25 protein-coding genes and 1 tRNA gene are annotated in these 20,732 nt (G+C 36.0%); all 26 read left to right on the forward strand.

Going from position 1 to position 20,732, the window contains the following annotated elements; all coding sequences use genetic code 11:
• Positions 1–29: 29 nt before the first annotated feature.
• On the forward strand, positions 30–1,427 hold the full coding sequence (gene cysS / locus Ami3637_RS10695; protein WP_162362574.1) for a cysteine--tRNA ligase: 1,398 nt from the start codon (positions 30–32) through the stop codon (positions 1,425–1,427).
• Between the two features lie 10 nt (positions 1,428–1,437).
• Positions 1,438–1,884, forward strand: coding sequence for a Mini-ribonuclease 3 (locus tag Ami3637_RS10700; protein ID WP_162362575.1), 447 nt, complete (start codon positions 1,438–1,440; stop codon positions 1,882–1,884).
• 44 nt (positions 1,885–1,928) lie between these two features.
• Positions 1,929–2,729, forward strand: a complete 801-nt coding sequence (thyA, locus tag Ami3637_RS10705) for a thymidylate synthase (protein WP_330586606.1) — start codon at positions 1,929–1,931, stop codon at positions 2,727–2,729.
• A 156-nt stretch (positions 2,730–2,885) separates the two neighbouring features.
• On the forward strand, positions 2,886–3,032 hold the full coding sequence (locus Ami3637_RS17105; protein WP_202931043.1) for a hypothetical protein: 147 nt from the start codon (positions 2,886–2,888) through the stop codon (positions 3,030–3,032).
• A gap of 11 nt (positions 3,033–3,043) precedes the next feature.
• Positions 3,044–3,955, forward strand: coding sequence for a ribonuclease Z (locus Ami3637_RS10710; RefSeq protein WP_243157988.1), 912 nt, complete (start codon positions 3,044–3,046; stop codon positions 3,953–3,955).
• Positions 3,956–4,132: 177 nt separating this feature from the next.
• Complete coding sequence (locus tag Ami3637_RS10715; protein ID WP_162362577.1) at positions 4,133–4,618, forward strand: dihydrofolate reductase; 486 nt, start codon at positions 4,133–4,135, stop codon at positions 4,616–4,618.
• Between the two features lies 1 nt (position 4,619).
• Positions 4,620–5,375 (forward strand): 23S rRNA (guanosine(2251)-2'-O)-methyltransferase RlmB, encoded by a 756-nt coding sequence (rlmB, locus tag Ami3637_RS10720; protein ID WP_330586607.1) that lies wholly within the window; start codon positions 4,620–4,622, stop codon positions 5,373–5,375.
• Positions 5,359–5,973, forward strand: a complete 615-nt coding sequence (gene sigH / locus Ami3637_RS10725) for an RNA polymerase sporulation sigma factor SigH (RefSeq protein WP_162362578.1) — start codon at positions 5,359–5,361, stop codon at positions 5,971–5,973. Before rlmB ends, sigH begins: the two co-directional genes overlap by 17 nt.
• 189 nt (positions 5,974–6,162) lie before the next feature.
• Entirely contained in the window at positions 6,163–7,269 is a 1,107-nt protein-coding gene (locus tag Ami3637_RS10730) for a hypothetical protein (protein WP_162362579.1), read from the forward strand.
• Complete coding sequence (locus tag Ami3637_RS10735) at positions 7,266–7,529, forward strand: hypothetical protein (protein ID WP_162362580.1); 264 nt, start codon at positions 7,266–7,268, stop codon at positions 7,527–7,529. The genes Ami3637_RS10730 and Ami3637_RS10735 overlap by 4 nt, the downstream gene beginning before the upstream one ends.
• Before the next feature lie 428 nt (positions 7,530–7,957).
• On the forward strand, positions 7,958–8,374 hold the full coding sequence (locus Ami3637_RS10740) for a MaoC family dehydratase (RefSeq protein WP_162362581.1): 417 nt from the start codon (positions 7,958–7,960) through the stop codon (positions 8,372–8,374).
• A gap of 14 nt (positions 8,375–8,388) precedes the next feature.
• Entirely contained in the window at positions 8,389–9,474 is a 1,086-nt protein-coding gene (locus Ami3637_RS10745; protein ID WP_162362582.1) for a poly(R)-hydroxyalkanoic acid synthase subunit PhaE, read from the forward strand.
• 29 nt (positions 9,475–9,503) lie between these two features.
• On the forward strand, positions 9,504–10,580 hold the full coding sequence (gene phaC, locus Ami3637_RS10750) for a class III poly(R)-hydroxyalkanoic acid synthase subunit PhaC (protein WP_162362583.1): 1,077 nt from the start codon (positions 9,504–9,506) through the stop codon (positions 10,578–10,580).
• Between the two features lie 276 nt (positions 10,581–10,856).
• A tRNA-Thr gene (locus Ami3637_RS10755) sits at positions 10,857–10,933 on the forward strand.
• Between the two features lie 61 nt (positions 10,934–10,994).
• Complete coding sequence (tuf, locus tag Ami3637_RS10760; RefSeq protein WP_162362584.1) at positions 10,995–12,188, forward strand: elongation factor Tu; 1,194 nt, start codon at positions 10,995–10,997, stop codon at positions 12,186–12,188.
• A 147-nt stretch (positions 12,189–12,335) separates the two neighbouring features.
• Complete coding sequence (locus Ami3637_RS10765; protein WP_162362585.1) at positions 12,336–13,241, forward strand: GDSL-type esterase/lipase family protein; 906 nt, start codon at positions 12,336–12,338, stop codon at positions 13,239–13,241.
• 17 nt (positions 13,242–13,258) lie between these two features.
• On the forward strand, positions 13,259–13,762 hold the full coding sequence (locus Ami3637_RS10770) for a DUF4358 domain-containing protein (RefSeq protein ID WP_162362586.1): 504 nt from the start codon (positions 13,259–13,261) through the stop codon (positions 13,760–13,762).
• A 227-nt stretch (positions 13,763–13,989) separates the two neighbouring features.
• Complete coding sequence (locus Ami3637_RS10775) at positions 13,990–15,222, forward strand: MBOAT family O-acyltransferase (RefSeq protein ID WP_330586608.1); 1,233 nt, start codon at positions 13,990–13,992, stop codon at positions 15,220–15,222.
• A 12-nt stretch (positions 15,223–15,234) separates the two neighbouring features.
• Positions 15,235–16,377, forward strand: a complete 1,143-nt coding sequence (locus tag Ami3637_RS10780; protein WP_162362588.1) for a DHHW family protein — start codon at positions 15,235–15,237, stop codon at positions 16,375–16,377.
• A gap of 223 nt (positions 16,378–16,600) precedes the next feature.
• Complete coding sequence (locus tag Ami3637_RS10785) at positions 16,601–17,104, forward strand: PaaI family thioesterase (protein ID WP_162362589.1); 504 nt, start codon at positions 16,601–16,603, stop codon at positions 17,102–17,104.
• 179 nt (positions 17,105–17,283) lie between these two features.
• Positions 17,284–17,844, forward strand: a complete 561-nt coding sequence (locus Ami3637_RS10790) for a sigma-70 family RNA polymerase sigma factor (protein WP_162362590.1) — start codon at positions 17,284–17,286, stop codon at positions 17,842–17,844.
• Positions 17,841–18,887 carry a DUF4179 domain-containing protein gene (locus tag Ami3637_RS10795; protein WP_162362591.1) on the forward strand — a complete coding sequence of 349 codons (1,047 nt, stop codon included), beginning with the start codon at positions 17,841–17,843 and terminating at the stop codon, positions 18,885–18,887. Before Ami3637_RS10790 ends, Ami3637_RS10795 begins: the two co-directional genes overlap by 4 nt.
• Before the next feature lie 296 nt (positions 18,888–19,183).
• The gene (gene rpmG, locus Ami3637_RS10800) at positions 19,184–19,345 is read left to right on the forward strand and encodes a 50S ribosomal protein L33 (RefSeq protein ID WP_162362592.1); all 162 of its coding nucleotides are present in this window, start codon (positions 19,184–19,186) and stop codon (positions 19,343–19,345) included.
• A 12-nt stretch (positions 19,346–19,357) separates the two neighbouring features.
• Positions 19,358–19,603 carry a preprotein translocase subunit SecE gene (secE, locus tag Ami3637_RS10805; protein ID WP_243157989.1) on the forward strand — a complete coding sequence of 82 codons (246 nt, stop codon included), beginning with the start codon at positions 19,358–19,360 and terminating at the stop codon, positions 19,601–19,603.
• Positions 19,604–19,620: 17 nt separating this feature from the next.
• Positions 19,621–20,268, forward strand: a complete 648-nt coding sequence (gene nusG, locus Ami3637_RS10810) for a transcription termination/antitermination protein NusG (protein WP_162362593.1) — start codon at positions 19,621–19,623, stop codon at positions 20,266–20,268.
• Between the two features lie 17 nt (positions 20,269–20,285).
• Positions 20,286–20,711 carry a 50S ribosomal protein L11 gene (gene rplK, locus Ami3637_RS10815; protein WP_162362594.1) on the forward strand — a complete coding sequence of 142 codons (426 nt, stop codon included), beginning with the start codon at positions 20,286–20,288 and terminating at the stop codon, positions 20,709–20,711.
• Positions 20,712–20,732: the final 21 nt, after the last annotated feature.

A 20,732-nucleotide genomic window follows, 5' to 3' on the forward strand; every position in this document is an offset into this window, starting at 1 on the left:
CCTATGTTTTTATGAAAGGGAGTGCCACTATGAAAATATATAATACATTGACTAGAAAAAAAGAGGAATTTGTTCCTATTGATAGGAATGAGATTAAAATATATGTCTGCGGGCCTACAGTGTACAACTATTTCCACATAGGAAATGCAAGACCATTTGTTGTATTTGATACTTTACGAAAGTACTTGGAGTATAGAGGTAACAATGTGAAGTTTATACAGAACTTTACAGATGTTGATGATAAAATAATCAATAAAGCAAGAGAAGAAGGCGTAACCGCCGGGGAAATAAGCGAAAAGTATATTGAAGAATATTATAAAGATGCAGGGGCTTTAAATGTAAAAAAAGCTTCTGTGCATCCTAAAGTAACCGAAACCATGGATGATATTATCCGGTTTGTTGTAGATTTAATTGAAAAAGGATACGCCTATGAAGTTAATGGTGACGTTTATTACAGCACCAGAAAATTTAAAGCGTATGGGAAGCTTTCCAAGCAGAATATTGAAGACTTAGAAGCAGGAGCAAGAATTGAAGTTGGTGAAAAAAAGCATGATCCCCTTGATTTTGCTCTCTGGAAAGCAAGAAAAACAGAAGATGAAATCGCGTGGGAATCTCCTTGGGGCATGGGAAGACCAGGATGGCATATTGAATGCTCTGCCATGTCAAAGAAGTTTCTTGGGGAGACTATTGATATCCATGCGGGAGGGCAGGATTTAGCTTTTCCACACCATGAAAATGAGATAGCTCAGTCAGAAGCACACAATGGCAAACCTTTTGCTAACTACTGGATGCATAACGGATATATTACTATCGATAACGAAAAAATGTCAAAATCAAAGGGCAATTTTTTTACTGTGAGAGATATTTTAGCGGATTATAGTGGAGAGGTAATGAGATTTTTCCTATTATCAGGACATTATAGAAATCCCATTAATTTCAGTGATACACTTATGGAGCAGGCGAAGAACGGTCTGGCAAGAATGCAAAATGCTAAAGCGAGCCTAAAATATTTAATGGAAACTGGATCTGATACCATGAATGAAGCAGAAAAAGCTGCTGCTGAAACTTTCAGCAAATACAGGCAGGAATTTATCGATGCCATGGAAGATGATTTAAACACAGCGGATGCAATCACTGCAGTGTTTGAGTTAATTTCAGCCATAAATAATGCTGTTAAAAATGGAGCTTCCAGAGAGTTTGCTAAAAAAGCATTGGATATTCTTACGGAACTCACTGGAGTTCTGGGATTGTTACAGCAGGAAGAGGATGACAGTGTTGATTCAGAAATTCAGGCATTGGTGGATGAAAGACAGGAAGCCAGAAAAAACAAGGATTTTGCAAGAGCTGATGAAATCAGAGATATTTTAAAAGCCAAGGGAATTGTTCTGAAGGACACTCCTCAGGGTGTACAGATTATAAAAGAATAAGGATCAACGGATGGAAGCAAATAAAATTAACACAACAGCCTTAGCGTACATTGGGGATGCAGTATACGAAGTTTATGTGCGAAGATATGTTTTGGAAAAAGATTCTGTAAATGTGAACAAGCAGAATAAGCTGGCAGTTAAGTTTGTACGTGCTGAGGGGCAAGCTCTGGCCATAAAGAAGATGATGGAATCCCTCGATGTGAATGAACAGCTTCTTGTTAAACGTGCCAGGAATAAAAAAATAACATCTAAGCCTCAAAATGCTGATCCTGTAACATATAAACTTGCCACTGCGTTTGAAGCTCTGGTGGGATATCTGTATTTAGATGGAAATGTACAAAGACTGGAAGAAGTGATTAATCAGGCTATAGCCTCATTGACAAGGCGGAACTTGATGATGTCAGAAAAAAAGACAAGAAATAGAAATTCAGTTGGTAAAGAAAACTTTTATATTTAGGAAAGGTAGAGTCGATGAGTAAAGCGGATGTATTATTTATAAATATGTGCAGAGACATATTAGAAAATGGATATTCTTCAGAGGGACAACTTGTCAGGGCAAAATGGGAGGATGGCGCTCCGGCACACACAATTAAACGATTTGGTGTAGTAAACAGATATAATCTACAGGAAGAATTTCCTGCGCTAACCTTAAGACCTACCGCTATAAAATCCGCTTTTGACGAGTTACTCTGGATCTGGCAGAAAAAGTCTAACAGAATCGCCGATTTAAACAGTCATATCTGGGATGAGTGGGCGGATGAGCAAGGAACAATTGGCAAAGCATATGGCTATCAATTGGCCCAGAAATATAAATTTGCACAAGGGGTAATGGATCAGGTAGACAACGTTATCTGGCAACTTAAAAATACACCTTATTCCAGGAGAATATTAACCAATATATTTAATTTTCAGGATTTGACTGAAATGAATCTGGAACCCTGTGCATACAGCATGACCTTTAATGTAACAGAAAACAGATTAAACGCCATTTTAAATCAGCGCTCTCAGGATATTTTAGCCGCCAATAACTGGAATGTGGTCCAATATTCTATACTGGTGCATATGCTGGCTCAGGTGTGCGGTTTTGAAGTGGGAGAATTAGTACATGTTATAGCAGATGCACATATTTATGACAGACACGTACCTGTAATTAAAGAGATGATTGAAAGACCTCAGTTCCCTGCACCAAAATTCACGTTAAATCCAGAGATAAAAGATTTTTATGAGTTCACAGCAGACGACATTAAAATTGAGAATTACGAAAAAAATCCACAGATTAAAAATATACCTATTGCCGTTTAAAATCAGTTCAAAAACCTGCCTTTATATAGGGCAGGTTTTATTATTGTGTAAAAAGCGTGAGAGCAAAATGATGAAGATTTTTTATTAGTTGAATAATTCCCCTATAATATTTAAATAATAAGTTTATATTTACTATTATTAGGAAGGAAAAATATTATGGACAACAATAAGAACAGAATGAAGGACAGAGAAAAAAGTAATCCTGAACTAAGGAAAATGGATCCCAAAGGAAATGCCGACGTAGGAATTGTAAAAGGGAAAAAAATTGGGGTACATGACGGAAAGCATGAGAAAAGTAAATAGTATAGAAATCAATGGGTAGTATTTTAGATGTATGTCTGCCTGGGACTGGCGGTGTGGTTCCCAGGGAAGACAGGTGGCTGGCATGCTGCTGGCTGGAGTATAAAGGCAAAGCTATATTGATTGACTGCGGAGAGGGCACACAGATAGCTTTAAAAAAGTCCGGGTGCAAGCTAAGCCATCTATCCATACTTCTTATCACGCATTTTCATGCAGATCATATAGCTGGATTGCCAGGTCTATTGCTTACATTAGGGAATAGTGGCAGAAAAACTCCTCTTATTATTATAGGACCAAAGGGTTTGGAAAAAGTAGTGCAATCATTAACTGTGATTGCCCCAATACTTCCTTATGTAGTTAAAATTCATGAATTGGAGGAAGACAAAGAAGAGGAATGGAACATGGATGAATTAACTATATCCCATTTATCATTGAGTCATGGTGTTCCTTGTTATGGCTATGGCATTACTGTGAAAAGAAAACCAGTATTTAATCCTCAAAAAGCATGTGAACTGGGAGTTCCAAAGACCGCATTTAAAATGCTTCATGAAGGGCTGACTGTACGGTTAGAAGATGGCCGTACCATAGAACCGGAAACTGTTATAGATGAGAAACGAGACCCTATCCGGGTCTGTTATTTTACGGATACAAAAATGGTTAAAACAATGAAAGATTTTGCTTATGGTGCAGATCTGCTCATAAGTGAAGGCATGTATGGGGAAGAAAATAAGCTTGATGAAATGCTTAAAAAGGGCCATATGCTATTTTCCCACAGTGCACAGCTTGCAAAAGATGCTGTGGTAAAACGCTTATGGATTACTCATTACAGTCCGGCTTTGACTAAGCCAGAACGCTATATTGAAAATGCCCGGGAAATTTTCTCTGACACTACTCTGGGATATGATGGAATTAGAGTAACACTTTAAAAATGGGTGAAACAAATGGTATTAAAAAGAAAGGCCTTGAAATGTAGCATTCATGGCCTTTTATTATGCTTTTATAAATAAATGTACAGGAAATAAAGACCTGTCACGGCAACTTGACGCATTGCTTATTTGTTGATATACTGCTACAGATAGTATACATAAAAAGGAGAAGTATGCATGAAGATGATAGCAGCAGTAGATAATAACTGGGGTATAGGAAAAGATAATGATTTACTCGCCCATATTCCAGGTGATTTAAAATATTTTAAAGAAAAAACTCTGGGAAAGGTTGTGGTCATGGGCAGAAAGACTCTGGAGTCTTTGCCAGGACAGAAACCCTTATCCGAAAGAACCAATATTGTTTTATCTTCTGATAAAGAATATAATGCCGGATGCCAAGTCTGCCATTCAAAAGAAGAACTTTTAAAAGAATTGGAACAATATGATTCAGATGACATCTATATTATTGGAGGAGCAAAGGTTTATGAAGAAATGTGTGAAAGATGTGATACATATTTCATTACGAAAATTAACAATACCTTTGATGCAGACCGTTATTTTATAAATCTTGATGAGTGTAAAAATGTAGAAATGGTCTGGGAAAGCGGGAGTCAGGAACATAAGGGCCTAGAATACAAATTTACAGAGTATAGGAGAAAATAGTTTGGAAGCAGAAAATACAAATAAAAACATTATTGTAGGTAGAAATCCGGTAATGGAAGCATTGCGAAATGATAGGGAAGTAGAAAAGTTGATTGTAGGCAAAGGAGCCGAAGGATCCATCAAAAAAATTGTAGGTATGGCAAAAGATAAAAAGATTCCCATTATCATGGCGGATAAGATTACCCTGGACAGACTGGCAGATGGCAGTCCGCACCAGGGAATAGCCGCTTATGTGTCTGCTTACAGTTACTGCGATGTGGATGATATTCTTAAAAAGGCTGAAAAACGTGGAGAACCTCCATTTATAATAATTCTGGACAACCTGGAAGATCCTCATAATTTAGGAGCCATAATGCGTACAGCAGAGGCCTGCGGAGTTCACGGGATTATCATACCTAAAAGAAGATCGGTGGGGATTACGGATGTAGTTGTAAAAGCGTCTGCTGGTGCCGTAGAATATATTTCCTGCGCTAAAGTATCTAACATAGTGCAGACCATAGAAAGTCTGAAAGAAAAAGGAATATGGATTTATGCCTGTGACATGAACGGAGAAACATATTATAAGGCAGATTTAAAAGGCGCTGCGGCTCTTGTTATAGGTAGTGAAGGCTTTGGGATAAGCAGACTGGTAAAAGAGAAATGTGATTTCGTAGTATCGATACCTATGGTAGGTAAAATTACATCATTAAATGCTTCAAACGCTGCTGCGGTATTAATGTGTGAGGTAAGAAAACAAAGAGATGCAGGAAAATTATAATCAGATAAATGATGAAGAGCTTGCAACCTTAGCGCAGGCTGGCGATGAACTTGCTGAAGAAACTTTGATTCGAAAGTATAAGAGCGTTATTAAAAATAAATCCCATTTATATTTTGTTACAGGTGCAGATTCAGAAGATGTGATGCAGGAAGGTATGATCGGTCTGTTTAAGGCAATCCGAAGTTACAGAGAAGGAAGAAATGCAAGTTTCAGAACTTACGCTGAGCTTTGCATAAACAGACAGATTTTAACTGCAGTCAGACAGGCAACCAGAATGAAATATTCTCCTTTAAATACATCTATTTCAATAGACAATAAGATTTCTGATGAAAACTATGATGTAAGTATTGCAGATACTTTATATTCCAGTCTGGAAGAAAATCCTGAGACTATTATCATAATGAAAGAGAAAATGCAGGGTCTGGAGAACGAAGGAAAAAATTTTTTTAGTGAATTAGAAAGTAAAGTGCTGGTAGAATTTCTACAGGGCAAAAATTATAACGACATTGGAAAGTTAATGAATAAAACTCCAAAGTCTATAGATAATGCTATCCAGCGAATAAGGAAAAAGCTAGAAAATCATCTAAACAGGGTATAAAAGGACAAAAAATCTCACAAAGTAATATAGCTTTGTGGGATTTTTAATTTACCAGAATTTGATGTTGTCGAAATTTGAAGAAATTTGAAAAAAGTTGTTGACATTCCCCTATAGGGGAAGGCGTAGAATTGCTTTTGTATTAAAAGTTTGCATAAAAAATGCATAAAAAGATGTGAAGGGAGATTTTTTATGAAGGAAGGTTTTTCGGCAGGGGCAGTGTCTAATGTACAACTGTTAGCTGCTAAGGACAAGTTATCATCGAGTTTTTTTAAAAGAGGAATTATTATTGGACTACTTTCAGGTATATGCTATGGATTCTACTCATCTTTTCTAACGTTAGGTATGTCAACAGGAATCTGGTCACAGTGGTATGGACCAAATACTGTATTGCCTGCACTGGCTGTTACCTATATGTTAGCTGCTTTAGGTAGTGCAGTTAATGACACCATAAGTGCAGTATGGGCTGTTATTATTGCTGCAACAAAAGGAAAACTTGGCGACTTTTTCAGAACTGTTAAAACTAAGCCAGGTGCAATGATTGCTCTTGCAGCTTTAGCTGGAGGGCCGATTGCAGGAACAGCTTACGTTGCATGTTTACAGCTTGCAGGTTCTATCGTAATTCCTATTACGGCTTTGTGCCCTGCAATTGCTGCTATTTTGAGCAGAATATTATATAAGCAGAAGCTTACACCACGTACAATACTGGGAATCTTAATCTGTTTTGCAGCTAGCTTTATGATTGCAAGTACAGGATTTGGTGGCGGAGCTCCAAAGGGCCTTGTATTAGGTATGATAGTGGCTTTTGTGGCTGCTTTGGGATGGGGTATTGAAGGCTGTGTTGCTGGATATGCCACTTGTATGGTTGACTACGAAATCGGAATTACTATCAGACAGATTACTTCAGGCTTAACAAATTTAATTGTTTTAGTTCCTTTGTTTGGAATTATTGCTGGGGGTGGATTAGGACTTTCTTTTGACCTTATTCCTGCAGCTGTAGCTGATGGACATGCCATGATGTGGTTTGTAATCAGCGGATTCTTTGCAGTATATTCCTTTAACTTATGGTATAAAGGAAATAGTATGTGTGGTACAGCTCTAGGTATGGCTTGTAACGCAACTTATTCTTTCTTTACACCTTTATGCTCATGGGTTATTCTTGGATTAATCTTTGGACAGGAAGGTTGGGCTATCCCTCCAATCGCATGGGTTGCTGCTGTAGTTATGTCATTAGGAATCTTTATTATGGCTGTAAATCCACTTGATTTCTTTAAGGGTAAAGGAGGAGCAGAAGCATGAAGCCGTTAAATTATGCTATTTTAAAATATTTTACAACTGTAGAGGAAGCTTGTGCAGATGATGTTATTGAAGCTTTAAAAGGTCAATATGGAAACTTTAAAGGTTTGAGAAAACCTGCAGTTATTGAAGCTGTCATGACTGCAGAAGCCAATGGACTTTTAGAAGAAACAAGATATGATTTGGATAAGAACAAAGAATTGAGAGTTTATTACCATGCACACAAGGAAGGTGCCGATACAATAAATTCTTATATAAAATAATAAATATTGATGTAGATTTATATTTATTCAAAATGTCAGCTTCTTAAATTAATAATAAATAAAAGAAACTGCCCCAGAATAAGCCAGTAGTTTTACTACTGATTTATTCTGGGGCAGTTTTTTATTGCCGAAGGCCCTGAAAGAATATAAAGTCTGAAAAAAATATGATTATTTAAAAAACTATAAAAGATAAAATAGTTTCTGCTTATTAGTTATCTTTTAAATTGCAGATATTTTTATGCCTGCAACATAGTAGTAATCTTTAAGCTTGTCAAATAGACTAAATAGTCTAAATATTTATTAAATTCAAACTTTTTTGACAAAAATCTCTTCCATATGTTGTAAGAACATGGTATATTATACTAAATTTTTAGTTTAAATTTTAAATTTTAAAGTTTGGGGGGATTAGCATAGGTAAGCATGAGAGTATGAGAAATTTCACCGATATTAAAATAGGGGAAAAAGACTCAATAAGTAAAGTTATTACTGAAGAGGATGTAGTTTTATTTTCAAGATTATCTGGTGATGTAAACTTAATTCATTTAGATGAAGAATTTGCCAGAAAAAGTCCATTTAAAAGGAGAATTGCACCAGGACTTTTAACTAGTTCTTTAATTTCTGCAGTTTTAGGAACAAAGCTTCCAGGGGTAAATACTTTATATTTATCACAGACATTAAAGTTTTTGGCACCGGTTTTTATAGGGGATGAAATAACGGCAGTTGTAGAAGTTTTAAGTAAAATTGATGAAAAGAGAATCGTTATATTAAAAACAAGTGTTTATAATGCTGAAAATGTTGAAGTTGTCTCAGGGGAAGCTGTAGTAAAAAAATTAATAGAAGAATAGAGAGGGGATATTATATGAATAATGTCATGGATCAGTTTTTTGATATGCAAAAAAATATGATAAATGTCTGGCAGGAAGCATTTTTACCAAAAACCGATGCTAAAGAACAGAAAAGTGAGAAGATGAGCAAAGAAGCTCCGGAAGATACCATGGACTTTTTTACAAAGATGATGGATTTTAATAGTAAGCTTTTTTCTCCATTTAACGATGGGAATGCATTTGAAATATTTAAGAAGATGTCTTTTGGTACGGATGTATACTACAATGTATACAAACTGTGGGAAGATTTAAACAAGCAGGCTTTTAAGCCAGAAATGAAAGAATATACGGAGATGTATGGTAAATGGAAAGACGAATATATGAACTTTGTAAAACAGAGTGTTATTCCATATCTGCCGAAACCGATGCAGTCTTTTGTAAAAGAGCCAATGGAAATCATGGAAATGTATAAAGGCTTTGTTGAAAAGTTTTATGGACCATGGATTGAAAGCAGTGAAGTCCTAAAGGATTATATGGTACAAGGTACTTACAAAAATCCTATTGCTTATCTGGATTTCATGAAGCTTTGGGAAGATAATTATTCAAAATCTTTCGGAAAGATTTTGAACAGCCCGACTATGGGATTTAATAAAGAATATTACGAAAAGCAGCAGGAAAGTATGGACACTTTTGTAAAATATATGACTCTGCTAGGCGAATTTTCAGCTAACATTTTCTCTGTTGCCCAAAAAACCATGGAAGATATTCTTGACAATTACATGGAGATGCAAAAATCCGGTAACCAGCCTAAAACTTTTAAAGAGTTTTATGAGTACTGGTCTAAAGAAAATGAGAATGCATATCTGAAATTATTTAATACTGAGGACTTCAGCAAGTTATTTTCTGAACTTGTGGATTCTTCTATGGTATTTAAAATGAGATATGATGGCTTAATAGAAGAATATCTGAAATTTATGCCCATTCCAACCAAGAGTGAGATGAACAGCCTTTATAAGACAGTTTATGATTTAAAAAAACAGGTAAAAGATGCAAGAAAAGAATTAAAAGATTTAAAAGAAGAAATAGCCAATTTATCTGATGTAATAAAAGCCAGTAAATAATTCTAAATTTTTTTATAAGGAGAAATAAAATGAATTTAGCCTATGGTTTGGATATGCAAAAATCTTTTGATGAGTTTTTTGCATTACAAAAAAAGATGATGAGAGGTATGGAAGTTTTAATGGATGTCGATGATGAGGGATCAGATTGCACTCCAAAGGAACTTGTATACGAAGAAGATAAAATGAAGCTATATCATTATAAGCCATTAACGAAAAATACATGTAAAGTTCCTACTTTAATAGTATATGCTTTAGTAAACAGACAGTATATGATGGATATTCAACAGGATAAAAGTGTAATAAAGAACCTGCTGGAGCAGGGACTGGACTTATATATTATTGACTGGGGTTATCCAGCGCCAGAAGATCGGTATTTAACCATGGAAGATTACATAGAAGGATATATCCATAATACCGTGGATTTTATATGTAAAGCTAATAAAGTAGAAAAAATTAATATAATGGGTGTTTGTCAGGGAGGAACTTTTTCAACAATTTATTCCGCGCTCCATCCGGATAAAATAAAAAATCTGGTGACCATGGTTGCACCAATAGATTTTGATACGGAAGAGGGATTGCTGTTTAAATGGGGAAAGAACCTTAATATAGACAGCATGGTCGATGCTTATGGGGTTATTCCCGGGGATGTCATGAATGCTGGCTTTGTTATACTAAAACCTTTCCAACTTATGTTGGATAAATATATAACCGTTTTGGACAATCTGGACGATTCAAAACAAATGTCAGACTTTTTCAGAATGGAAAAGTGGATATTTGACAGTCCGGGACAAGCGGGAGAAACTATCAGACAATTTGTAAATGATCTTTATAAAGAGAACAAATTGGTAAAGGGAGAATTAATGATTGGGGAAAAGCAGGTTAATTTAAAAAATATTAACATGCCCCTTTTAAATATCTATGCAGAATATGACCATTTGGTTCCCCCATCTGCAAGCAAGCCTCTGAATGATCACATAGGCAGTAGTGATAAAGAAATGGTTTCTTTTCCTGTTGGACATATTGGGATGTATGTTAGTTCCAAATCACAAAAAGAAATGGCGGGTAAAATAGCAAAATGGATTATGGAAAGAAGCAAAAAATCATAACTGGGTTAAGAAGAGATTGACATGAAGAATTGTGGCAATTAGTGAAGTGCAGTTTTAAACAATTATCACAACATTTTAAAGAGTGTTGGAAATCCTTGAAAAACAGGGATTTTCAGCACTTTTATGATGCCATAAATTAATTAATGCCAGGGAAGGGCAATCTTTGTGAAAAGGAAAAACGGTGAAACAAGAGAGAGGTCTTCATAAAATGTGCTTCAGGTATCGCAATTCAACTGTTGACTATGAAGGGACAATGTTGTAAAATAGTCCTAACGTGCTGTTGTAGCTCAGTAGGTAGAGCACTTCCTTGGTAAGGAAGAGGTTCGGCAGTTCAAGCCTGCTCAACAGCTCCAACTTAAATAATAAAAAAGAAATTATTTGCAAAAGTAACATGCAAAGGGGAGGAAATAAAAAATGGCAAAGCAGAAATTTGAAAGAAATAAGCCACACGTAAATATCGGAACAATTGGTCACGTAGACCACGGTAAGACAACTCTTACAGCTGCAATAACAAAGACATTACACCAGAGATATGGTTTAGGTCAGAAAGTAGATTTCGACCAGATTGATAAGGCGCCAGAAGAAAGAGAAAGAGGTATCACTATTTCAACAGCTCACGTTGAATATGAAACACCAAACAGACACTATGCGCACGTAGACTGTCCGGGACATGCTGACTATGTAAAGAACATGATTACAGGAGCAGCTCAGATGGACGGAGCTATTCTGGTAGTAGCAGCAACAGACGGACCAATGCCACAGACAAGAGAACACATCCTGTTATCAAGACAGGTAGGTGTACCATATATCATCGTATTCTTAAACAAGTGCGATATGGTAGACGACGAAGAACTGCTTGACTTAGTAGAAATGGAAGTAAGAGAATTACTTGACGAATATGAATTTCCAGGAGATGATACACCAATCATCAGAGGATCCGCATTAGGTGCATTAGAAGACCCAACAGGTCCATGGGGAGATAAGATTGTAGAATTATTCGAAGCAGTAGATTCATACATTCCAGAACCAGAAAGAGATAACAGCAAGCCATTCATCATGCCAGTAGAAGACGTATTCTCAATCACAGGAAGAGGAACAGTAGCAACAGGAAGAGTAGAAAGAGGAACACTGAAAGTTGGAGATGAAGTAGAAATCATCGGACTGACAGAAGAAAGAAGAAAAGTAGTAGTAACAGGAATCGAAATGTTCAGAAAGCTGTTAGATCAGGCAGAAACAGGAGATAACATCGGAGCACTACTAAGAGGCGTACAGAGAAGTGAAATCGAAAGAGGACAGGTACTGTGTGCACCAGGAACAATTCATCCACATACAAAGTTTACTTCACAGGTATATGTACTGAAGAAGGAAGAAGGCGGAAGACATACACCGTTCTTTAACGGATACAGACCACAGTTCTATTTCAGAACAACAGACGTAACAGGAGATTTACAGTTACCAGAAGGAACAGAAATGTGTATGCCTGGAGATAACATCCAGATGACAATCAGCTTAATCACACCAATCGCAATCGAAGAAGGATTAAGATTCGCTATCAGAGAAGGCGGAAGAACAGTAGGTTCTGGTGTTGTAGCTAGCGTTATTGAATAATTAAAAAAGAAATTTTAGGCAATGGGAAAATTCCCATTGCCTTTTTTCGTTTCAGGATTTAGAATATATGAGGAAAGACAAATATATAAATAAAAAATGTTAATTTTAGGCAATTTAGTATTAATTTCAGATGGGTGGAAAGCAGTTTTGATCAGAATAAAAAATCGAAAAAGGTTTAAAATTTTTATAATAATCAGCGTGGTTGTGCTGATTGTTTTAGTTTGGTGTATGATATGGATAAATATAGAAGCCAGTGAACATGGGAAACGACAGGATCTGACAACAAATAAAAACGTTGCTAGTGCTGTTGAAAATGTGGAAAATACTAAAACAAATAAGTCAGTGAAAGAAGATAAAATAAAAGAAAAGCCAGAAATAAGTGAAAAGAACAAGGATGTTAAATCTGGTGAAAAGCCAAATGATACAAATAAGATTAATACTGATAAACCTATGGTGACACCTGAAAAACTTCCTGGGGATCAGGAATATTCCATATACAATAATACTCTTATTATAGGGGATTCCAGAATAGAGGGATTTAAACTTTATTCTGGAGTAAAAAATGCATCCTATTTTTGCATGAAAGCCATGACCATAGATAAAATTGTAGAAGGAAAACAGGTGCCTATGGATGGAAAGTCCGTTTCAGTTTATGACATGCTTGATGCAGCCAACTATGATAAAGTCATTGTAGGTGTAGGCTTGAATGAACTGGGATGGAATCATATTGAGACTTTTTTAGCAGATTATGGGAAACTCATAGATAGTATAAAGGAAAAACAGCCTGATGCTGTCATATATCTTCAAGCTGTTTTGCCTGTTTCGAAATCAAAAAACGACAGTGATAAAGTACATAATAATGCACAAATATACTGGTATAATGAAAATATTATAAAATTAGCTTCAGATAAAGGGGTACAATTTATAAACCCGGCTGCAGCTTTAGTAGATGGAGATGGATATCTGGTATCAGATGCTACTACAGATGGTATACACTTAAATTCTCAGTACTGTAAAGTCTGGGCACAATATTTAGCAGGATTAATAAAATAATAGGGGGAATATGAAAGATGAGAAATTTAAAATTGTGTGTGATTATGGTATTAGTGATTTGTGCTGTGTTTACAGGATGTAACAAGGGTGGGTCTAAAGAAACCGCAGGAAATGAGCAGATTCTGGAGCAGGCCAAAGTATCAGATTTAGGGGAATACATAGTTAAAAATACACAGTTTAAAGACTATATGAGCAAAGTCGATAATGATATATTTTTTAGCCTGTATAACTTGAATAAAGATCTTGTAGATGATGCGGTTTTATATTCCAGTACAGGGGCTACGGCTGAAGAAGTTGCGGTTATCAAAGCAGTGGATGGAAAAACTGAAGATGTGGTAAAAGCCTGTAAAGATAGAATTCAGGCTCAAAAGGAAGGCTTTGAGAATTATGTGCCTGAAGAACTTGACAAGTTATCTAAACCGGTTATTAAGACCTTCGGTAACACCGTTGTATTAGTTGTATGTAATGACAGTGATGCAGCAGATAAACTGCTTGCCAACTATGACAGTAAAGAAATATAGGTGAAAAATAAATGGTTTTTAGTAGTATATCTTTTTTAGTATATTTTTTACCGATTGTAATTTGCGTATATTACCTGGCTCCAGCAGGCTTGAAAAATCTAGTTTTGCTAGTAACAAGCCTCTTTTTTTACGCCTGGGGAGAGCCCATATACGTTTTTTTAATGATCTTTTCTATTGTTTTTAATTACTGGTTTGGCATTTTACTCCATAGATGTAACAGGAATGATGTGAATAACATAAAGGCCAAGGGTATATTGGTGGTTAATGTGGCCATTAACCTTGGAATACTTGGATTTTTTAAATATGTGGACTTTATGATTGGAAATATTAATGTTACATTTGGAGCACACATTCCAGCAATGAATTTGCCACTTCCAATAGGAATTTCATTCTATACTTTCCAGGTTATGTCATATGTCATTGACCTGTACAAGGGAAAAGTGAAAGTACAGAAAGATCTTATAGCATTTGGAACCTATGTGGCCCTCTTTCCTCAGCTTATAGCGGGACCCATAGTACGATTTGAGACTATAGAGGAACAATTAAAAAAGAGACATGTGGACCCGGAAATGTTTGCATCCGGGGTCAGAAGATTTACTATAGGAATGGCTAAGAAAGTACTTCTGGCAAACAATATCGGACTGTTATGGGAAAGTGTGATGAAAATGAATCCTGGAGATTTGCCAGTTGCTACTGCATGGATTGGGGCTGTTGCATTTACATTGCAGATTTACTTTGATTTTTCAGGGTACTCGGATATGGCTATCGGATTAGGAAAAATGTTTGGATTTACCTTCCTGGAGAATTTTAATTACCCTTATATATCAAAGTCCATCACAGAATTCTGGAGAAGATGGCATATTTCCCTAAGCAGCTGGTTTAAGGAATACGTGTATATTCCTTTAGGGGGGAACCGTCATGGAATTAAACGCCAGATACTGAATATTTTTACTGTCTGGGCTCTGACCGGACTTTGGCATGGAGCAAGCTGGAATTTTGTTATTTGGGGAATTTATTTTGCAATCCTGCTTATTATAGAGAAACTCATATTAGGAAGAATATTGCAAAAACTCCAGAAGAATTTTGGAATACTAGGTAATATTGTGTCAGGAGCTTATGCTATGGTACTAATAACCATTAGCTGGGTAATATTTGCTATTGGAGATTTGAATTCTGTAAAAGAATATATGGGAAGTCTGATGAATCTTCACAATAATGGATTTGCAAACAGCAATACGTGGTATTTGCTGAGCAGCAATCTGACTTTACTGATTATATGTATAATAGGGTCAACAGATATTCCAGCAAAAGTATGGGAAAAAGTTTATTCTGTCAGGTTGCAGAACAAGCCATTAGTAGGTTCCATTATTGAAGATATAGGATTGCTGATTTTGTTTGCAATAAGTTTTGCCTATATAGTAGCATCAACATATAATCCATTTTTATATTTTAGATTTTAGTAAGGAGGCACTATGAAAAATAAAAAAGCTGCTATAACCAGTGGTGGGTTTGTAATGATTTTAGTCTGCCTTCTACTATTCTGTATCATTATACCTGATAAGCAATTTTCGGACAATGAAAACAGACAACTGCAACAAATGCCCAAATTGACTGCTTCCAACGTAGCTAGTGGGGATTATATGAAAAATTTTGAGTCCTATGCTTCGGATAATATAATTGCAAGAGATGAGTGGGTAAAAGTTAAGAATATCACAGACATGGTCTCAGGGAAAAAGGACAATGGAAGTGCTTACTTTGGGAAGGACGGCTATCTGTTTCCGATAGATAATATCGATGAAATGCAGTTTCAGAAGAATCTGGCTTATGTAAAGACATTTATTGATAAAACAGATAAAATTAACAAAAATATAAATATTTCAGTAATAATTGCCCCCACTTCTGAAGAAATTTATAAAGATAAGATGCCTGAAAATGCGCCAGCACCCAATCAATGGAAAATTTTAAAAGAATCAAGAGACTGTTTTGGTGAAATGCTTATAAATCCAACTGGAATTCTTTCACAGCATAAGCGGGAATATATTTATTATAAGACAGATCATCACTGGACAACTTTGGGAGCTTATTATACATATAAAATGTGGGCAGAGCAAAATGGATTGAAACCACTGAAGAAAGAAGATTTTAACGTAGAAGTGGTCAGCAAAGATTTTTATGGGACGACTTATTCTAAAGCGGCTGGATTTAAAACAAAGCCAGATTATATTGAGAAATTTACCAACAGCGCGATAGAACACACTGGTATGAAGATTGAAAAAGTTACCCAGACAAAATCTCTTCCAAGTCTGTTTGATAAAAAGTATCTTAAGACCAAAGATAAATATTCTTACTTTTTAAGCAGCAATAATCCTATGACTACCATAAGCGGAACGGCAAAAAACGGACATAATATTCTTGTTATCAAAGATTCTTACGCCAACTGTTTTGTGCCATTTATTACAGGGCATTTTGATCATATTTATGTAACGGATTTACGATATTACAAGCAGAGTTTGACTCAATTTGTAAAAGAAAACAAGATAACCGATATTATGTTTTTATATAATGTCGTACAGTTTTCCAATGACAGAAATATGGTATATCTGCTAAAAGATTAAAACCAGATAAGCATGTTCTTTAGAGACAAAACCTATTGACGCCACTATAAACTGGTAATAAAATGTAAATATACAAGTAATTAATCTGCGGACTTTTATGTCCGCAGTTTTAAATTAAAAGTCTATCCCCCCAGCTGTGATGGGGCGGGAAGGTCTTAGACAGAAATTTCAACGGCTTTAGCTGCCAGAAGTTTTTGATTAAAGGAAATAAAGAGGTGGCAAAATGAATTATAAAGTGACTAAAAAGCAGAATAACAGTGCTAGATGTGTAGTTTGTGGAACTAAAAATAAGTTCAGCTTAAATACAAGATTTTATGAGATAGAAAATGGACAACTGACTTGTACCTTCAGAACAGAGGACTGGCACCAGAGTTATCCAGGAAGAACCCATGGAGGACTCTCCGCTGCCGTTTTAGATGAATTAATAGGAAGAACAGTCTGTATTGAAGAACCGGATTGCTGGGGTGTGACTGTTGAGCTTACTCTTAAATATAAAAAACCGGTACCTACAGAAGCGGACTTAAAAGGTGTCGCTCATATAACCAGAAATACAAGAAAGATTTTTGAAGGTGTAGGCCAGATTTTGCTTCCGGACGGTAGTGTAGCAGTAGAAGCTACAGGAAAGTACATGAAGATGCCTATTAATCAGATTGCAGAAGGAGATTTCGTGGATTCCGAATGGTATCTGCTGGAAAATGAGAATGATCCATCAGAAATAGAGGTATAAAAAGTTAATTAAATATTTCATATAGGCAATAAAAATAAAACTTCGAATTTTTTCGAAGTTTTTTGTTTAAGAGGATAGAAAAGTATATATTTTATGCGAATTAATAAATGTAAGGGCCATTACAAAATGATGAAATGATAGTGACGCTAGTATTTTGAAAGAGAAAGGGGGCATCAAGGTTGACCGTTAATGAAGAAAATTTCATAGAACAAATATTATTAAAAAATGAGAAGGCATTGGAATTTGTCATTGAAAAATACGGATGGATTATAAAAACCGTTGCCAGAAAGCATTTGCAAAAGCAACTGGAACTGACAGACGAATGTATAAATGATGTGCTGCTGGCAGTATGGGAGAATGTGGATTCTTTTGATAAGAGTAGAAATACTTTTGAGAACTGGCTTGCAGGGGTGAGCCGATATAAGGCCATAGACTGTAAGCGAAAGTATTTGAAAAAATATAGGGAAGAGCCTTTGGAAACGCTGGAAAATGTAGTGGATTTAAAAAGCAGGCATGGATCTGAGGAACAGGAAATTTCAGAGGAACTGAGTGAAATGCTGGCCTGTTTAGGCAAAAAAGACAGGGGGATATTTGAACGGCTGTTTTGGCATGGTGAATCCGTAAAGTCTGTGTCCATATCAATGGGAATGAAAGAGACTGCGGTTTATAATCATGTGTCAAGAGGAAGAAGAAAACTCAGAAAACACTTGTCTCTGATGGGGAAGGAGAATAATTTATGAAAGAAATTTATTCACTATTAAATGATGTGGAAACGGATATAGATTCTTATTGTCCACAAGACTTAACCGATATAGAAAAAACAAAATTAAAAGAACAAATTAAAAAGAGAATTGGGAAGCCTGAAAAGAACGGAAAGAGGAAAAGATATGCAGCTGTGGCTGCGTGTGTTGCTGTCTGTGTTATTGCTTTAGGAACTTTAAATTTTAGTGATTTGGTTTATGCCTCGGCTAAAAGCATAGCATGGCAGATTAGCAATTTTTTAGGGATAGAAAAGAACCTTCAGGATTACACAACTGTTGTGGGAACTTCAAAGACAGATAAGGGATATACCATTAAGTTAAATGAAATCATTCTGGATGAAAACCAGCTTGTGGTGTCCTCTTCGGTGCAATCGAAACAGAAGTTATCGGAAGGAGGGGTCATTGCTTCTGCGGATGTATATGTAAATGGAAAAAGAGTATCTGTTGCGGCTGGAGGCAGCAGCAGGGCCTTGGATGATTACACAGAAGAATCTCTTTTGGATTATGAGCTGGAAGATATAGATACCAGTAGCAGACTTGACATTGAACTGGTCTATACAGATATCTTACAGGGCAGCAAAGTGACCAACGGTAAATGGGCATTTCACTTTGAAGCGGATGGAAGCAAACTGGCGGAAGCCACAGTTCATAAGGATTTGAATAATAGTTTTACCCTCCCTGATGGAAGCAAACTTGTATTGACAGAATATACGTCAAATGATTTAGGACAGAAGATTTACTTTAAAGTGGAAAACTGGGAATATGAAAAAAATCCTATGTATGACTTGGAACTGGAAGGAAAAGACGACCAGGGAAATAAAATTATTTTTGACATGAGTTATTTTGATGGTGAAGAAAAAACAGGAAGATTAAATGTACGAATGATAGAAGGGGTAGTGCCGGAGTCAGCCAAATGGGTTATGTTAAAGCCTTATGCAGTGAAAATGCCTGAAAAAAGCGGAAAGATGAGTCATGATTTCGTTGAAATAGGGGACAGCTTTACAATAAAGTTGTCGGATTAGTAAGAATTAATTTAACTATTAAATGATAAGAAAAAATTGCCGGGCACTATGATTTATGGTACAATAATAATTGTGGTGCCCGACATTTGTCACAAATATAAAAAAAACTTGACATAGACAGAGGCAAATGGTATCCTTAATGAGCGACTTTATGATATTTAGTATGATATAATCGTGTATATAATGTGGAAATATATGTGATTACGTTACAAAATATGAGGAAAAAATACGGAGCCTGAAAGAGTGCTCTGAATTTACATTGAAAGCAGAATGCACAAAAATAGGAGGTGGAGTCGATGGCATCATCAGCTAGAGTGAAAGTTACATTAGCATGTACAGAGTGCAAGCAGAGAAACTACAATACTATTAAGAACAAAAAGAACGATCCTGATCGTATTGAATTAGATAAGTATTGTAAATTCTGCAAAAAGCACACTCTTCATAAGGAAACAAAATAAGGAGTGAGTAATATGGAAAACGAAAAGGCTAAAAAAAAGCCGGTAGTAGCAGCTCCTAAAAAACAGAAAGTTAGTATGGGAGAGTATTTCAGGGGCATTAGGACTGAAATGAAAAAAGTCGTGTGGCCTACTAAGAAAGAGCTTGGATCATATACAATAGTTGTGTTATTTACTTGTGCGTTTTTTGCGGTTGGATTTTGGCTGATTGATTTAGGCGTTCTTTCCGGGCTTAAAGCAATATTAGGTATTACTTTATAAATAAGTAGAGGTATAAGATGTCAGATTTAGAAAACAACTTAGACCTAGATAAGGAAGAACTTGAGGAAGAAGCTACAGCTGAAGCTCAAACTGTTTCTTCTAGTTCTGGAATCGCATACGATGAAAACCAGGGATATGTAAGTAATTCCGATAGCCCTGCAAAATGGTATGTTGTTCATACTTATTCCGGGCATGAAAACAAGGTTAAAGTAAATATTGAGAAGATTGTCGAAAACAGGGGTATGCAGGATTTAATTCTTGATATCGTTGTTCCTACTGAAGACAGTGTGGAAGTTAAAAATGGTCAGCGTAAGGTAAAGACCAGAAAAATATTTCCAGGCTATGTTTTGGTAAAGATGCTTGTTACAAATGAGTCCTGGTACCTTGTAAGAAATACGCAGGGTGTTACAGGGTTTGTAGGACATGGTACAGAACCTATTCCTCTAACCAATGAAGAAGTCAGAAGAATGGGAATAGAAAAAGTCCATGTTGAAATTGATGTAGAAGTAGGCGACAATGTTAAAGTTATCAATGGTCCTTTCGAAAGCTTTATGGGTGTTGTAGAAGAAGTTAATATGGAGAAGGAAACTTTAAAAGTAAAGATTTCCATGTTTGGCAGAGATACACCGGTTGAACTTGAATTTGGACAAGTAGATAAAATCTAAATGAAAGGAGAAAGAATATGGCAAAGAAAGTTGAAGGTCTTATTAAACTTCAGATTGCAGCAGGTAATGCTACTCCAGCACCTCCAGTAGGTCCAGCATTAGGTCAGAAGGGCGTAAACATTATGGACTTCTGTAAGCAGTTTAATGCTAGAACTCAGGATCAGCCTGGAATGATTATTCCAGTTGTAATTACTGTTTATGCAGACAGATCATTTACATTTATTACAAAGACTCCTCCTGCAGCAGTATTGTTAAAGAAAGCAGCTGGCTTAAAAGCAGCATCAGGCGAACCAAACAAGAAAAAGGTAGCTACTTTAACAGAAGAACAGGTAAGAGAAATTGCAAAGGTTAAGATGCCTGATTTAAATGCAGCAGACTTAGATGCAGCAACATCAATGGTTAAAGGTACTGCAAGAAGCATGGGTATCGTAGTAGAAGGTTAATTTAAGATGGGAGATTATGCC

The sequence above is a fragment of the Aminipila terrae genome, assembly GCF_010120715.1.
GTDB lineage: Bacteria > Bacillota > Clostridia > Peptostreptococcales > Anaerovoracaceae > Aminipila > Aminipila terrae.

Coding starts and splice junctions, on each gene's coding strand:
- cysS (WP_162362574.1), top strand. CDS start 30: ATGAAAATATATAATACATTGACTAGAAAAAAAGAGGAATTTGTTCCT.
- Ami3637_RS10700 (WP_162362575.1), top strand. CDS start 1,438: ATGGAAGCAAATAAAATTAACACAACAGCCTTAGCGTACATTGGGGAT.
- thyA (WP_330586606.1), top strand. CDS start 1,929: ATGTGCAGAGACATATTAGAAAATGGATATTCTTCAGAGGGACAACTT.
- Ami3637_RS17105 (WP_202931043.1), top strand. CDS start 2,886: ATGGACAACAATAAGAACAGAATGAAGGACAGAGAAAAAAGTAATCCT.
- Ami3637_RS10710 (WP_243157988.1), top strand. CDS start 3,044: ATGGGTAGTATTTTAGATGTATGTCTGCCTGGGACTGGCGGTGTGGTT.
- Ami3637_RS10715 (WP_162362577.1), top strand. CDS start 4,133: ATGAAGATGATAGCAGCAGTAGATAATAACTGGGGTATAGGAAAAGAT.
- sigH (WP_162362578.1), top strand. CDS start 5,359: ATGCAGGAAAATTATAATCAGATAAATGATGAAGAGCTTGCAACCTTA.
- Ami3637_RS10730 (WP_162362579.1), top strand. CDS start 6,163: ATGAAGGAAGGTTTTTCGGCAGGGGCAGTGTCTAATGTACAACTGTTA.
- Ami3637_RS10735 (WP_162362580.1), top strand. CDS start 7,266: ATGAAGCCGTTAAATTATGCTATTTTAAAATATTTTACAACTGTAGAG.
- Ami3637_RS10740 (WP_162362581.1), top strand. CDS start 7,958: ATGAGAAATTTCACCGATATTAAAATAGGGGAAAAAGACTCAATAAGT.
- Ami3637_RS10745 (WP_162362582.1), top strand. CDS start 8,389: ATGAATAATGTCATGGATCAGTTTTTTGATATGCAAAAAAATATGATA.
- phaC (WP_162362583.1), top strand. CDS start 9,504: ATGAATTTAGCCTATGGTTTGGATATGCAAAAATCTTTTGATGAGTTT.
- tuf (WP_162362584.1), top strand. CDS start 10,995: ATGGCAAAGCAGAAATTTGAAAGAAATAAGCCACACGTAAATATCGGA.
- Ami3637_RS10770 (WP_162362586.1), top strand. CDS start 13,259: ATGAGAAATTTAAAATTGTGTGTGATTATGGTATTAGTGATTTGTGCT.
- Ami3637_RS10780 (WP_162362588.1), top strand. CDS start 15,235: ATGAAAAATAAAAAAGCTGCTATAACCAGTGGTGGGTTTGTAATGATT.
- Ami3637_RS10785 (WP_162362589.1), top strand. CDS start 16,601: ATGAATTATAAAGTGACTAAAAAGCAGAATAACAGTGCTAGATGTGTA.
- Ami3637_RS10795 (WP_162362591.1), top strand. CDS start 17,841: ATGAAAGAAATTTATTCACTATTAAATGATGTGGAAACGGATATAGAT.
- rpmG (WP_162362592.1), top strand. CDS start 19,184: ATGGCATCATCAGCTAGAGTGAAAGTTACATTAGCATGTACAGAGTGC.
- secE (WP_243157989.1), top strand. CDS start 19,358: ATGGAAAACGAAAAGGCTAAAAAAAAGCCGGTAGTAGCAGCTCCTAAA.
- nusG (WP_162362593.1), top strand. CDS start 19,621: ATGTCAGATTTAGAAAACAACTTAGACCTAGATAAGGAAGAACTTGAG.
- rplK (WP_162362594.1), top strand. CDS start 20,286: ATGGCAAAGAAAGTTGAAGGTCTTATTAAACTTCAGATTGCAGCAGGT.